Source organism: Pseudomaricurvus alkylphenolicus (genome assembly GCF_011683955.1).
Classification (GTDB): domain Bacteria; phylum Pseudomonadota; class Gammaproteobacteria; order Pseudomonadales; family Cellvibrionaceae; genus Pseudomaricurvus; species Pseudomaricurvus alkylphenolicus.
This window is the reverse complement of the sequence record NZ_JAAQPI010000005.1, coordinates 322837-338284: the sequence shown is the minus strand read 5'-3', so window position 1 is coordinate 338284 and position 15448 is coordinate 322837. Positions and strand designations below refer to the sequence as shown.

Here is a 15448-nt window from a genome sequence, read left to right as displayed (position 1 = left end):
ACTGGCGCTTAGTGGTATAGCTCTGCAATATACTGTTCGGCTACACCGGACCACAGAAATCGGACTTTCTCTGCGGCATTGCCAATTTGACCCCAAGCGTCCGGATCGTCCTTACTTAAGGCTAAACACGATTCCAAACGCCGCACCATATTCTCAGCCTGCTGCAAAGGCGAATCCCCAGTAAACGCAAACCCGTTGATACCATCCGCAACCGTATCCACCAGTCCCCCAACGTGGTGTACCAGACAAGGCTGCCCCGCCCGCATTGCCAGCATTTGGCTAATGCCGCAAGGTTCAAACGAACTCGGCATCAGGAACAAATCGCCATTGGCGTAGATCGACAATGACAGGGGTTCGGAATAACCGCACAAGAAAATCAGATTCGCGCGGGCCTCGGCGATGGAAGCGAAAAACGCCTCTTGTCCCTTATCACCACTGCCCAGCAGGACAAGACGATCAGCCTCATCCAATCGATCCAACAAATGCTCCAAGGCACTGCGACCGTCCTGCATCGGCTGTTGCAACAAGCGTACCTTCTGATCGCTGATACGTCCGATAGACGTCAACACCAGTCCACTGCAGTCACCGGCCTCTCGCTGACCTCTCCAGCGGGCAACCCTCGCCAACGCAGTATCATGCCGCTCAGGCGTGTCACCAGACAACCGCCATTTACGCAGCATCTCTTCCATCAGCACCAAACAGTCATCTAGCCCGCCGACATCGGTAAATTCAGGCCCATATTCGCAACCATTGAGAATCCCAACCAGGCGTCCCTCCTCGGCTGCCCGGCGCAAGTCATCCTCCAGTCCCTCGCCACCAACAAAGCCCAACTCAGGCTGACTGGGCTTCTGAATCTCTCCAATATAGGTCGGCGATACCCCATGCACCTTGTGGCATAAATTGATGGCCGCTCGCATCGGGTTATAACAATTTTCATAACGGGGATCGCGAATCGCCTCGTAATCAAACGCCAACTGACGATACCAATTCTCCAACGCTGAATCGTCCCAACTGAACGGACGAATACCCTGCAGCGAAAGATTGTGAATGGTATAAACCATCCGCGTATCCCCCAGCGAATGATAGCGCGGGTGATAATGCGCCAATACCGCCAGCAATGCCGTATGCCAGTCGTGCAAATGGATAACCTCAGGCTCACCGAGATGCTTTTCTATCAGCGCCTGGGCAACACCGATACAGAACAAGGCGAACTTGGACGCATCGGTGGCGAACGGCTTACCGGGTTCATCATCACAATAAATACGGCCATCACCCAAGGGGGCCAGCATCGGGTGGTCGACCACCCAGGTGCACAGATTCGGATAATTCTCATCGCTGGGCAGGCGAGACAGAGTCAATGCCTGGTCTTCGCCACGAAAGTTCACCACCAACTCTGCCACCACTTGCGTGCCCGGAAGGCGGGAGAACTTCTGGTATCCCGGCATCACCACATCCACCTGGTGATCCAAGCGGCTCAGGGCGCGGGGAATATCGCGAATCACATCCCCCATACCACCCACTTTGCCGCCGCCCAAGGCGCCGTTTTCAGCGGCAACCATTAGTATCTTCATGTTGTTGCTATGCCTCCAGGGTTGGCAGTTTGATCAGGTAATCACATCCGGCGCCGTGCGGCCCGTGAATTCTTCGATGCCTGCCAAGGCATCTGCCGCCGCAATCACATCTGCCAGTGCCCGTTGCGCATCCATGTTCATCATCGCGCGGTCGCCTTCGTAGCGATCATAGTAAACCCGCAATGTTGCTCCCGCCGTGCCGGTACCGGAAAGGCGGAACACTACCCGCGCACCGCCTTCAAAATAGATTCTTACCCCCTGGTTAGCACTTTCGCTGCCGTCAACGGGATCCACGTAGTGAAAATCGTTGGCACTTTCCACCGTCAGGCCGGCAAAACTCTTACCCGGTAAGTCACTCAGACTTGCGCGCAATTGTTGCACCAATTTCGCTGCGTTTTCGGCGTCGACCGCTTCATAATCGTGGCGACTAAAGTAATCGCGACCATAGCGTTCCCAGTGCAACCGCACCAGTGATCGGGCCGGTTGTCCCAAGGTGGCAATAATATTCAGCCAGAACAGAACTGCCCATAGGCCGTCTTTCTCACGAACATGATCTGAGCCGGTACCAAAACTTTCCTCACCGCACAGGGATATCTTGCCGGCATCCATCAGGTTACCAAAAAACTTCCAGCCCGTTGGCGTCTCAAAACAGGGAACATCCAAAGCTCTGGCGACACGATCCACCGCACGGCTGGTGGGCATGGAGCGGGCCACTCCGGCGATACCTTCCGAGTAGCCGGGTACCAGATGAGCATTGGCTGCCAGCACCGCCAGAGAATCGCACGGATTGATATACATGCCGCTGCCCAAAACCATGTTTCGGTCGCCATCGCCGTCAGATGCAGCCCCAAACGCCAGTGGGGCATCGCTATTCATCTTGGCGACCAACTCTTTGGCGTGAACCAAATTGGGGTCCGGATGGCCTCCGCCGAAATCCTCCAGGGGTACGGCATTGATAACGGTGCCTGGCTCGGCACCGAGGCGTTTTTCCAGTATCTCTACCGCGTAGGGGCCGGTTACCGCGTGCATGGCGTCGAAGCACATGTGAAAACGGTTGTGGGTTAACAGGGAGCGGATTTTTTCGAAGTCAAAAATCTCCGCCATCAGATCGGCGTAGTCAGCCACCGGATCAATGATTTCAATTTGGGTATCCTCGATCTGACTGACGCCAATCCGGTCGAGATCCAGATCCCCGGCTTCCGCAATCAAGTATTGATCGATAGTGGTGGTGGCTTCATAGATCGCATTGGTGACCGTCTCTGTAGCCGGGCCACCATTGACGCCGTTGTACTTGATGCCGAAGTCTTCTTCGGGCCCGGCGGGATTGTGGCTGGCGGAAAGGATAATGCCGCCCTCAGTGCGGTGCTTGCGGATCACACAGGAGGCGGCGGGGGTTGATAGGATTCCGCCCTGGCCGATGATCAGTTTGCCGAAGCCGTTGGCCACGGCCATCTTGATAATGGTCTGAATCGCCTGGCGGTTAAAGTAGCGGCCATCGCCCCCGATCACCAGGGACTTGCCCTGGCAATCGCCAATCACATTAAAAATACACTGAACAAAATTCTCCAAATAGCCAGGCTGGGAAAACTCCCGAACCTTTTTTCTCAAGCCGGAGGTGCCCGGCTTTTGCCCTTCAAAGGGACTCGTCGTTACGGTCTTAACTGCCATAATCTTCTCTCTTTATACGTATGGTGGCCCGACCGGTCCGGGTCGCGCCACTTTGGCTAATGGTTTCTCACTCCCATTGGTCTCCATCAGGCTTTTGCATCACGCTTTCTGTTATGCGAAGCCCTCGGGCTGGCCCAACATCCCCCTTGTCACCAGTACCACACCCTTATCAGTTACCCTCAAGCCATTGGCCTTATCCTGCTCCGCATTATGGCCGATTATCATGCCATCGGGTACCGTCACCCCCCGGTCGATAATGGCATTGCGAATTTTCACATTCTGGCCAACGGTGACCTCGGGCAGAATCACTGAGCGTTCCACCTGGGAGTAACACTCGATGCGCACGTTGGAGAAGAGCACCGAACGCTTGACCTCTGCGCCGCTGATAATGCAACCTCCGGACACCATCGATTCCACCGCGCTGCCACAGCGATCCTCAGCGTCAAACACGAATTTCGCCGGCGGCAGCTGCTCCTGATAGGTCCACAGCGGCCAGTCGCCGTCGTACATATCAAACTTCGGCTCCGTGTCGATCAGCTCCATATTGGCCTGCCAGAAGGAATCCAGGGTGCCGACATCGCGCCAATAGGCTCGGTCACCGGTTTTCTCATCACGGAAGGGATAGGCGTGCACATGGTTCTTATCGATAATGGCCGGAATAATGTCGTTCCCAAAGTCGTGAGAAGACGAACCATCCCCCGCATCCCGGATCAATTGATCAAACAGGAATTCCGTATTAAAAATATAGTTACCCATGGAGGCCAGGGTCAGACCGGGTTTACCGGGGACCTGGGCGGGTTCGGCCGGCTTTTCCTGAAAGCCAATCACACGGCTGTCTTCGTTTACCTGCATCACACCAAAGGCATTGGCGGCTTCCTCGACGGGAACCTCCAGACAACAGACGGACATATCCGCACCGCTTTCCACGTGCTCCACCAGCATGGCACCGTAGTCCATCTTGTAGACGTGGTCGCCGGAAAGCACCAGCACATAGTCCGGTTTTTCCGCGCGGATAATATCCAGATTCTGATAAATGGCGTCCGCGGTGCCCTGATACCAGTCATCGGAATAGCGCTGTGAAGCTGGCAGAATTTCCACAAACTCGCCAAGCTCTTTCTTAAAGTGACTCCAGCCGCGAACAATGTGACGAACCAGGGAGTGCGCTTTGTACTGAGTGAGAACGCCCACTCGCCTCACTCCCGAATTGATACAGTTCGACAAGGGAAAGTCGATGATTCGGTATTTGCCGCCAAAATACAATGCCGGCTTTGCGCGCCAGTCGGTCAGTTCATAAAGCCTCGACCCTCGTCCCCCCGCCAGAATCAAGGCAAAGGTTTTTTTGGTCAGGCGGCTGACGTAGCGTGGATTTTGATCTTCCATAGCAGTTTACCTTTTTATTAGGTTTTAGTACGACTGGCGCAAGCGAAACTCTTGGACCTAAGCTTGTTTGTGCCAGATATCGTCTCGGTACTCACTGATGGTACGGTCACTGGAAAAGTGTCCGCTGCATGCAGTGTTGAGAATACTCATGCGAGCCCAGGCTTGCTTGTTCTGGTAAGCCTCGGCCACTTGCTGCTGCGCCTCAATGTAGCTGCGAAAATCCGCGGCTGTCATCCAGGGGTCGGTGGCGCTGCGAATACTCGCGGACACCGGATCGAAGATACCATTTTCAAACAGGTTGAAATGGCCACCCTCCAGCAAATTCATCACCCGGGACAAATCCGGGTCTTCGTCGATAATGCGATTGGGATCGTAGTCTCCTTTCATCGCCTCGACCCCGTCGGCGGTTAACCCAAACAAGAAGAAATTGTCGTCACCGACCTGTTCACGAATTTCAATGTTGGCACCATCGAGTGTGCCGATGGTCACAGCGCCGTTCATCATAAACTTCATATTACCGGTACCCGAAGCTTCCTTACCGGCGGTAGAGATCTGCTCGGAGAGATCCGTACCTGCGCATATGGTTTCCATGGCTGTCACGCAATAGTCCGGGAGAAATGCCACCTTCAACCAATCCTGCAACTGTGGGTCGCGGTTAACCACTTGCGCCACATTGTTGATCAATTTGATAAAGGTTTTGGCCAGGGCGTAACCAGGAGCGGCTTTACCGCCGAACAGCACACAGCGGGGCTGCATGCCCTCGGTATCGCCGCGGCGCACACGGTCATAGAGGTGAATGACATGCAGAACGTTCAATAATTGGCGTTTGTATTCATGGATACGCTTCACCTGCACATCGAACATCATGCTGGTATCGAAACTCACATCACACTTCTCGCTCACCATCTGGGCGAGCCTTTTCTTGTTGCGCGTCTTAATGGTCAGGAATTTCTTGGCAAAGGCCGAATCATCGGCAAAAGCCCTTAGTTTGGACAATTGCTGGTGATCATGCACCCACTCGTCGCCGATCGATTCATTGATCAGATCTTTCAATTCCGGGTTGCAGTGAGCCAACCAACGGCGCGGAGTCACGCCGTTGGTTTTGTTATTGAATTTTTCGGGCCAGAGCTGGAAAAAATCAGCGAACAGACCACGCTTCAATAGATCTGTATGCAGCGCCGCCACCCCATTGACGGAATAACTGCCAACAATAGCCAGGTGTGCCATGCGGATACGTCGGCCGTGCCCCTCTTCGATAATCGACATGCGCTGCTGGCGGTCGTAATCACCGGGCCAACGTTCAGCGACCTCTGTCAGAAAGCGTGCATTGATTTCGTAGATAATATCCAACAATCGTGGCAATAGTTCGCTGAACAAATCCACCGACCAGGTTTCCAGCGCTTCGGGCAGCAACGTATGGTTGGTATAGGCCATGGTTTTGGTGGTAATAGCCCAGGCCTGTTCCCAGCCAAAGCCGTATTCGTCCATTAACAGGCGCATCAACTCCGGCACGGCCACGGTCGGGTGGGTGTCATTGAGTTGAAAGGCATTTTGTTCGGCGAATTCAGTAAAGTCCTTGCCATTGCGGTTGACCCAGCGGCAAATCACATCCTGCAAGCTGGCACTGGCCAGAAAGTACTGCTGGCGCAGGCGCAGGACTTTACCCTGCTCGCTGACATCATTGGGGTAAAGCACCATGGTGATCTGTTCAGCCTGGTTCTTTTCTGCCACGGCATCGGTATAACTACCGGCGTTGAATTCTTCCAGGTCAAATTCATCCGTCGCTTCTGCCTTCCAAAGGCGCAACGTATTGACGGTATCGTTGCGATAACCGGGAACAGGCATATCGTAAGGCACCGCGAGTACATCGTGGCTGTCCACCCAACGCACTTTCTGGCGACCCTTTTCATCTTTGTAATATTCGCTTCGACCAAAAAACTGGACCCGACGGGTGTTTTCCGGGCTTTCGAATTCCCAGGGGTTGCCATTGCGCAGCCAGTGGTCCGGTGTCTCCACTTGATAGCCATTTTTTATTTTCTGGTGAAACATACCATACTGGTAGCGAATACCGTAACCGGTCACCGGCAATTCCAGACTGGCACAACTGTCGAGGAAACAAGCTGCGAGGCGCCCCAGGCCACCGTTGCCCAAACCCGCGTCCATTTCAGCCGCTTCGACTTCTTCCAAATCACAGGCGTATTGCTTCAGTGCCTCACGCACTTTGTCTTCGAGATCAAGATTCAGGACTGCGTTATTGAGGCTGCGCCCCATCAAAAACTCCAGCGACAAATAGTTAACCCGGCGTGGTTTTTCCGCTTTATAGCGGGCACGGGTCTGACGCCATTTGGCTACCAGCTGGTCGCGTACGGTCAGGGCCAGAGCGTTGTACAGATAATGATGAGAACCATCCAGGCCGTCTCGGCCCAGGGTCAGTTCAAAATGGTTCTGCAGTTCGTCTTGCAGCGAACCGCGGTTTACTCCAATGGTATTTGGTTCTTTTGTCATGGTTATTGCACCTCTGTATCGGTGTGTTCCGGTTGCGAGGAAAAGATCCGCACAGACTTAGCCGTCAGTTCGATCACAGTGGCCGAATCATGAGATTCCGAAATCGATTCACCGCTGTCTTTTTCGGTATCAGCCAGGACCCACCAACATCCGCTGGGGCTTGTCGGGAGTCGAAATGCTCGTGCCTTTTCTTCTGCATTGAGAATCACCAGCCATTGTCTTTTTGTCTGGTGAGTCTGGGTCAACAAGTAGCCGAGCAGGCCGGCATCCTGTTGATGCCAGTGGTGATCCTGCATGTGTTCGCCATTGGCGTTGACCCAGGTAATATTTTCGTCAGCTGCCAGCTCGCCGGGCCCGTGTCGGTAACGGTCCGCCAGTAACAAGGGAATCGATCGCCTTATCCGCAGCAATCGTTGCGTAAACGCCAACTGCTTTTGTTGATGTTGATCCAGATTCCAGTCCAGCCAGGTGATTTCATTATCCTGGCAGTAGGCGTTATTGTTACCACCCTGGCTGTGCCCCCGCTCGTCTCCAGCCAACAACATGGGGACACCCTGAGACATCATCAGCGTCGCCAGGAAATTGCGCTGCTGGCGGCGGCGTAGACAGTTGACCTTTTCATCATTGGTGTCGCCCTCGACACCATGATTGGCACTCAGGTTGTGGTGGTGACCATCGCGGTTGTCTTCGCCGTTGGCCTGGTTGTGTTTATGGTCATAGCTCACCAAATCATGAAGCGTAAAGCCGTCGTGACTGGTGACAAAATTAATGCTGGAATGGGGGCGACGGTGACCGGCTTCGTAAATATCGCTAGAGCCATGCAGCCGTTTCGCCAGCTCTGGCATTTCGCCGCCTTCTCCATGCCAGAAACGTCGAACACTGTCGCGATAGCGATCATTCCACTCGCTCCAGGGCTGTGGGTAGTGACCCAGCTGATAACCGTGGGGACCGAGATCCCAGGGTTCGGCAATCATTTTCAAGCGCGACAACAGTGGGTCTTGGGCAATGGCCTGGAAGAAAGTGGAGTGAGGGTCGAAGCCCTCGGAGCCACGCCCCAAACTGGAGGCCAGATCAAAACGAAAACCATCAACCCCCATGGTACCCGCCCAATAACGAAGGCTGTCCATTACCATCTGCAGGACGTGCGGATGCTGGATATTAAGGCTATTTCCGCACCCTGAATGGTTCACGTAATAGCGCGGCTCATCAATCTGCAATTGATAGTAGCTGGCATTATCGATGCCCCGGAAACTTAATGTCGGGCCCAGCTCATCGACTTCACAGGTGTGGTTATACACTACATCCAGAATCACTTCGATACCGGCATCGTGAAACTTATCCACCATGCGCCGGAATTCCATGATGTCCGCACTGTTCATATAACTGCGATGCGGCGCAAAAAACGCCAGCGTGCTGTAGCCCCAATAGTTACTCAGGCCTTTTTTCGTTAAGAAAGGTTCGTTGATAAAACCCTGCACGGGCATCAGTTCCACGGCGCTGATGCCGAGCGATTTAAAGTAATCCACGCTCTCTGCAAGCCCGGCAAAAGTTCCCCGCAGTGGCTGCGGCAAGGCTTCGTTCAAACGACTAAAGCCGCGCACGTGGGCTTCGTAGATCACCGTGGACGCCCAGGAGGTCCGAGGATGATCTATCCCATGCACGTCTGTACTGTCTGCCGTGACAACCGCCTTGGGAACACAATCAGCGTTGTCGCGACGGTCAAAACTGAGATCTTTATCTTCGCTGTCGCTGTCATACCCATAACAACTGGCATGATGCCGATAGGTACCGCGCAACTGTCGCGCGTAAGGATCGAGCAATAATTTATGGTGATTAAACCGGTGCCCGGCCTCGGGCTCATAGGGCCCATGGACCCGATAGCCATAGCACAACCCCGCTTCCACTCCCGGCAGGTAACCGTGCCACACATCGCCGGTTCTCTCCGCCAGCCAGTGCCGGGCAAGTTCCCGCTCACCGCTGGGATCGTATAGAAACAACTCAACCGCCGTCCCATGCTCGGAAAAGAGCGCAAAGTTGCACCCTTCTTGATCCAGGGTAGCACCCAGAGGCATCGCTTGGCCGGGTTCCATTCGCATGGTGGTGTATTAGCCCCGATCGAACTGCAGTATCACCGTCGCCAGAGGTGGCACTGTGATAAAGAGGGAATGCGGCTGGTTGTCCCAGGCTATGTCAGTAGTGTGTAACTCGCCGTTGGCCTGACCACTGCCACCGTAACGCGGATCATCCGTATTCAGACGCTCGCTATAAGCACCGGCATGGGGAACACCCAACTGGTAATCAAAGTGGGTCTGGGGGGTCATATTACTGATCACAACCGCCGGCAGATGCTCGTCACCACCTTTGCGCAACCAGGCAAAAATAGAGTTTTCCTGGCTGTTAAGCTGCAGCCATTCGAAACCACTGCCATCGGCATCCAGCTGATGCAGAGAAGGTAATTGCCGATAGGTCTTATTGAGATCACGGACCAATTCCTGCACACCACGATGAAAGTCGTACTGCAGCAAATGCCATTGCAGACTCTCATCATGATTCCACTCGTCCCCCTGGGCAAATTCACACCCCTGGAACAACAGTTTTTTACCGGGATGCGTCCACATAAAGCCCAGGTAAGCCCGCAGGTTGGCAAAACGCTGCCATTCGTCTCCGGGCATCTTGTTCAGCAAAGAACCCTTGCCGTGTACCACCTCGTCGTGGCTGATGGGCAGGACAAAATTTTCGTCCCAGGCGTAAACCGTACTGAAGGTCATTTCGTTGTGATGATACTGGCGATGGATCGGGTCTTTCTCCATATAGCGAAGTGAATCGTTCATCCAACCCATATTCCACTTGTAACCGAAGCCCAAACCGCCGCCATCGACGGGTTTGGAAACACCCGGCCAGGCGGTGGATTCCTCGGCAATCATCATTATGCCGGGGTGGTTCTTGTACATACGGGAATTGACCGCCTGCAGCAGTGAGATGGCCTCCAGGTTCTCGCGGCCGCCGTGCTCGTTGGGAATCCACTCGCCCTCTTCGCGGCTGTAGTCCAGGTAGAGCATGGAGGCAACAGCGTCTACACGGAGACCATCCAGGTGGAATTCGTCGAGCCAGTAATTGGCATTGCTGATCAGGTAACTCATGACCTCACAGCGGCCGTAGTTATACACCAGCGTATTCCAATCCGGATGAAAACCCTGGCGCAGATCTTCGTGCTCGTACAGGCAGGTGCCGTCAAAGCGGCCCAGACCATGCTGATCTGTGGGAAAGTGCCCCGGCACCCAATCGAGCAATACGCCGATATTGTTGCGATGGCATGCGTCCACGAAATACTTAAACTCATCCGGCGTGCCAAAGCGGATACTCGGTGCGTACATGCCAATGGGCTGGTAACCCCATGAACCGTCAAACGGAAACTCGCTGACCGGCATCAGCTGCACGTGTGTAAACCCCATATCCAGCACGTAGGGAATCAGTTCGTCCGCCAGTTCACGGTAACTGAGATAGCGGTTGCCTTCTTCCGGCTTGCGTCGCCAGGAGCCCGCATGGATTTCATAGATGGACACCGGCTGGTCCAAGTGGGTTTGCTCGGCGCGCTGTTGCATCCAGTCGCCATCGTTCCATTGGTAATCCTGATCCAGAATCACGCGCGAGGCCGTCTCCGGTGGGTGCTGCATGGAGCGGGCATAGGGATCGGCTTTAAGGGGCAGGAGATTGCCTTCGGCATCGATCACTTCATACTTGTACAGCGCATGCTGCGCCACCTCGGGAACAAACAGCTCCCAGATGCCGCAGCCGGGATGTTTGCGCATCACATGGGTACGCCCATCCCAGTGATTAAAATCCGCCACCACGGACACACGACTGGCCGCCGGCGCCCACACGGTAAACAGAACCCCTTCGACGCCTTCGCAGGTTGCTGGGTTAGCCCCCAAAAAGCGATAGGCCTGCTCGTGACTGCCCTGACAGAACAGATAGGCATCGTCCTCGCTGAGCAACGACGGAAAGCGGTAGAGATCTTCCTGATCACGCGTCACCTCCCCCCAGCTCACCCGGTAAAAATATTCGAAGCGATTCTTGCGATTACCCATGGTCGCCTCGAACACACCATCCGGGTGAATGGGTTTAAGGCTGGCAATCTTTTTGCCGGAGGTTCTGGCAATCAATTCAACGCTGTCGGCTCCAGGAAACAGGGCGCGGGCCACCAGCCCTTTGCCATTGGGGTTGTCATGTAAGCCCAGTACGCCAAACGCATCGGCGTGGCGGGCTTGTAACAGGGATTGGATTTCGTCTTGAGTCAGGGTCGGCGCTACTTTGGTCAATCGGGTCGATTTGGCCGACTTGCGGTTTTCGCTGCGACTGACTTTGCTACTGGCCTTGGTGGTTGCCTTGCTGTTCAATGTTTGCGTTCCTTGTTAACCGCGGAAAAAATTCTCTGAGCCTGTTCAGTCTCAAACAGCTCAGCTGTATCAATGGATTGTTTGCGACGCCAATTGGGGTATTGCAAATGGGTGCCGGGAATATTCACCGGCGGTAAATCCATTTGCAGGTCTTCCAGTTGCACCAGCAGTAGCTGCGACTGGCTGCGTCCGCAGAGGCGATGGATGGCTTCGCTCAGATCAAAATCAAAAGGGTGATCAACATCGTTTGGCCCCCAGCCGGCAGGAAGAACATGGTGGTGCTGCAACCACTGCAACAACGTATAGCGATGATGAGCGCGCTGTGATTGCTCCTGCTCAAATACTTCCGGGCTGAATAACCCCAGCTGGTCACGACGGCGTAAATCCTCCCCACTCCACCAATCAGCCAGAGACGGAACATCATGATTGGTGATCATCAGCAATGCATCTGCCTGCTGGTGCCCGGGCGCAAAGAACCTGCCCTCGTAATCCTGCTCGAAATACAACAGATTATTGCTGTAAATCCGACTCTGCGTCATCTGTTCACGCAGCTCAACAGGAACGACGCCCAGATCTTCGCCCACCACCAGGCAACGGTTGCGATGGCTTTCCAACCGCAACAACGCCATCAACTCGCGTAATGGGTAGTAAACGTATATGCCGTTGCGGGCATCGCTGCCCTCCTCACCCGGCAGGCACCACCACAGACGCATCAACGCCATAATGTGATCAATGCGCAGCGCGCCGACATTACGCATATTGGTCCTCAATAAACCAATGAAGTGGGCGTAACCGCTCTGCCGAAGCTGCACCGGATTAAGCACTGGAAGATTCCAGTTTTGACCGGTTTCGGAAAAGGGATCGGGTGGCGCACCGATGGTGACGTCCCTATGGTAAAGCCTCGGATTCGCTTGCACCTCGCAGCCCTCGGCCACGGAACCTACAGCCAAATCCCCCAGCAGACCGATACGCATACCGCGCCGTGTCGCTTGCTGTTGGCATTGCCTTAGCTGGTCGCTCGCCAGCCACTGCAGGTACTGGTAGAAGCCGGCATCCTTTTGGTACGCCCTTGCATATCGATTGTGCTGGATCTCATATTCGCAAAACTGTTGCAGCAATTCACCTTGCTTGGCGACAAATTGCCGCAGTGCCTGCCAGCGCTCTGAGGTCTTTTGACCGGCCTTGAGCAGCTGGCTGTACATCAGTTCGAAGACTTTGTATTTGCACCGTAGCACGCGGTCATAGTCCACCAGTTCCAGAGTTCGGAGATCGGCCAGTTCCTGAACAAAAGCGGGGTCCCGTTCCAGTCTGCTGATGTCAGCGCTGGCGCGATATTCAGGCACCTGCTCGGGGTCGATATAGAGCGGACTCAGCAAACGCCGGTCAGAAGGGCTGTAGGGGCTTGGAGTGTCGGCGTTGTCACTTAATGGCGCATGCAGCGGATTGAGGCCGATCATGTCTGCGCCTTGCCCGACAACCAGATCGATCAGCTCCGACAGATCTCTAAAATCGCCAACGCCCCAATTGCGTTCCGATCTCAGAGTATATAGCTGACAGGCTATGCCCCAGATCTTTTCCGACGCGTCGTCAATCTGGCTATAGCCCCTTTGAGGGCACACCGCCACGGTCGCCTGGGCGAATGTTTCGCCGTTAGTCAGCGTCAATTGGTGGTAGCCGCTGGGTATATCACCGGGGAGCGTCCAATTACGGGCGCTGTAGCGTACCTGATCAATATAATAATCACCCGCTTCAACCAGTTCAGCCGGCAGGACTGTGCCCTTAAACTCCGTACCGTCTTCACAGCACAGTTGCCAGTCGAGGCTTTGGCCGAGTTGGTCAGGATGGAGGCGAATCCAAAGTTCAGGGGTAGCTTGGTCAACGACATTGAACGGCTGCAACCACTGGAGCCAGGGACGAGCGTCCAGTTCAAACGCCGCCGAATCGACGGCCGCAGAGTCTTCAGGCCGGTATCCTGCAACGCGCAGGACCTCCAGCCGCCGTTCCCATGGCAGTTGCTGCCTGTGCCCGGAGTAATCAAGGTAGTCCGCCGCCACCCCGGTCAGGTACAACAATTTGTCAAGATTGCTCATGCAGGGTGTCAGTTACCAGCAGACCACATCAGCCACGGCAATAGCCCGCGACTCCCAAGACAAACCTCGCCACATGATCGCAGCAATCCAGAGCCTGTCAACTCATTCAGCCCTTTTTTCAAATTTAATTGAATTAAATGACTAAGTGGTTTTAATGATATTTCACTTAACTTAATTAAACAACGGGGAATTGGCTAACTTACCGGTTATTTCCCTGTAAACAGATCAACATTGGCCGTAAATGCCTTTTTTTACTATTGAAGCGCATCAATCAGTCCCCACCTGTCATGAAACGATTCTATCGCGAGGGGAAAAAGCGGAATTTCCCAAGCCTCAGACCAGCGGAGATAATTCTCTCAGTTATCGAGAGAGAAGAATCTGACCATCTATCGCTAATGGAAACCCACTGGTAACAGCCTCATGACAAAGACCACTGTCTACGAACACGCCATAGCACCTTATAAGGACATTTCAGAAAGCCCGAACAAGAGCGATGAAGCGCAATCAGCCTATCAAAGTGATCGTTACAGCTGCCTTGACAGTTGCCTCGAACTCGCTGGAGGGAATATTACTATTGATGCCTAGCCCAAGGATCGAAAAATTTGCACTGCCCTTGGTGGTGCCGGCATCATCCAGAGCGACGTTGGGCATTGCCACCGACATGCTGGTTAAGTCACGCATCTTCAAAGCACGAAGCTGGTCAGAACCATAGGCGGTGAAATAAAGTCCGATTTTTTATGCACTTCCTTTATCACGGAATAGTTATCACACTCAATCCTGGAAGCTTCATTGCCCTTGAACATCACCAGCCTATCTTTCATGTATTCTGCCAGATGGGGGGCGATGAGGGGCTGTCGGGACCATTCTTCCCTTGTCACCTCTTGTCCCGATGTGGCTCTCTGTACAAGTGGATGTTCCACGATGGACAAGTATTGCATTGGGCTCTGACAGTTTCAAATTCCCAAAATAAGGCGCCGCACCAAAGAAAATGAATCTTATCTTGCGGCCGTACGACATCAGGCGTTCACAATAATTAGTGCGAAGACACCATCAATCGATGAATCCCTTTCATGTGAGACAACTTGCCAGCGTATTTCAGGTGTTCAGCGGGTGGGTTTTCCAGGAACAGCCCGCGGTAGAGAATAACGGTGATCAATTCAGCCATTTCTTCACCAGTGAGCTTGCTGGTGCGCAGCGCCGGATTCTGATCTATATAGTATTCGCGCAGAAGCGACACGCCACTACCCGCCAACCCGTAGACAATCATCAGGGATTCGTCTTCATTCAACCCGGCATCAGGGAAAAGTTGTGGCAGCAAATCGGCGAGCCAGTGCAATTGTCTGAGAGTGGATTGACGGTAGAGCTCCTTGAATTCCTGGTTTTCGTCAGCAAATTGGAACAGGCAACGCATCAAACCGGCGTGTTGGGTGTAATAGTCGACCACAAACTTGTTGTGGGCGTACATTCGCAGATACCAGTCGCCTTTGGGAACGTCTTTTTCAATTTCTTCGAGTTGCTCAAAGCTGTCGAGAAAGTCTTCCAGGACTTCTTCGGTCAGGGACCTTAGATCAGAGAAGTAATGGTAAAACAACCCCATGGCGACACCGGCCTCTTTGGTAACATCACCGACTTTCATTTGGTGGTAGCCGACATTCTCCAGTACCCGAGCCGCTGCTTTTTTGAGCTTTTCACGGGCCGCGGCACCGCGGGCACTGCGTGTCTCACGGGGTTTTGCGTCTTTGATGCTGACCTTTTTGGCCGGGGCTTTGCGTTTGGCTGCCATACTTCGCTTACTTCCCTTCTCTCTTGCCCCGTCGAATCCGGGGTTTGTCTGGAT

The 15448-nt window shown here is 54.0% G+C and carries 9 protein-coding genes; all 9 read right to left on the bottom strand.

The window, feature by feature from the left end:
- Positions 1-8: 8 nt before the first annotated feature.
- Positions 9-1571: a glycogen synthase gene (locus tag HBA55_RS15555; RefSeq protein ID WP_166993286.1), complete on the bottom strand. Its 1563-nt coding sequence runs from the start codon at positions 1569-1571 to the stop codon at positions 9-11.
- A 33-nt stretch (positions 1572-1604) separates the two neighbouring features.
- On the bottom strand, positions 1605-3239 hold the full coding sequence (locus HBA55_RS15550) for an alpha-D-glucose phosphate-specific phosphoglucomutase (protein WP_166993283.1): 1635 nt from the start codon (positions 3237-3239) through the stop codon (positions 1605-1607).
- A gap of 111 nt (positions 3240-3350) precedes the next feature.
- Positions 3351-4619 carry a glucose-1-phosphate adenylyltransferase gene (glgC, locus tag HBA55_RS15545; RefSeq protein ID WP_166993280.1) on the bottom strand — a complete coding sequence of 423 codons (1269 nt, stop codon included), beginning with the start codon at positions 4617-4619 and terminating at the stop codon, positions 3351-3353.
- Between the two features lie 57 nt (positions 4620-4676).
- Positions 4677-7124 carry a glycogen/starch/alpha-glucan phosphorylase gene (locus HBA55_RS15540; protein ID WP_166993278.1) on the bottom strand — a complete coding sequence of 816 codons (2448 nt, stop codon included), beginning with the start codon at positions 7122-7124 and terminating at the stop codon, positions 4677-4679.
- Between the two features lie 2 nt (positions 7125-7126).
- Positions 7127-9220 (bottom strand): glycogen debranching protein GlgX, encoded by a 2094-nt coding sequence (gene glgX / locus HBA55_RS15535; protein WP_166993275.1) that lies wholly within the window; start codon positions 9218-9220, stop codon positions 7127-7129.
- 9 nt (positions 9221-9229) lie between these two features.
- On the bottom strand, positions 9230-11521 hold the full coding sequence (glgB, locus tag HBA55_RS15530; protein ID WP_420821502.1) for a 1,4-alpha-glucan branching protein GlgB: 2292 nt from the start codon (positions 11519-11521) through the stop codon (positions 9230-9232).
- On the bottom strand, positions 11518-13611 hold the full coding sequence (gene malQ, locus HBA55_RS15525; RefSeq protein WP_166993272.1) for a 4-alpha-glucanotransferase: 2094 nt from the start codon (positions 13609-13611) through the stop codon (positions 11518-11520). The genes glgB and malQ overlap by 4 nt, the downstream gene beginning before the upstream one ends.
- A gap of 504 nt (positions 13612-14115) precedes the next feature.
- The gene (locus HBA55_RS15520; RefSeq protein ID WP_166993269.1) at positions 14116-14292 is read right to left on the bottom strand and encodes a hypothetical protein; all 177 of its coding nucleotides are present in this window, start codon (positions 14290-14292) and stop codon (positions 14116-14118) included.
- Positions 14293-14644: 352 nt separating this feature from the next.
- Complete coding sequence (locus HBA55_RS15515; RefSeq protein ID WP_166993266.1) at positions 14645-15394, bottom strand: TetR/AcrR family transcriptional regulator; 750 nt, start codon at positions 15392-15394, stop codon at positions 14645-14647.
- Between the last annotated feature and the right edge of the window lie 54 nt (positions 15395-15448).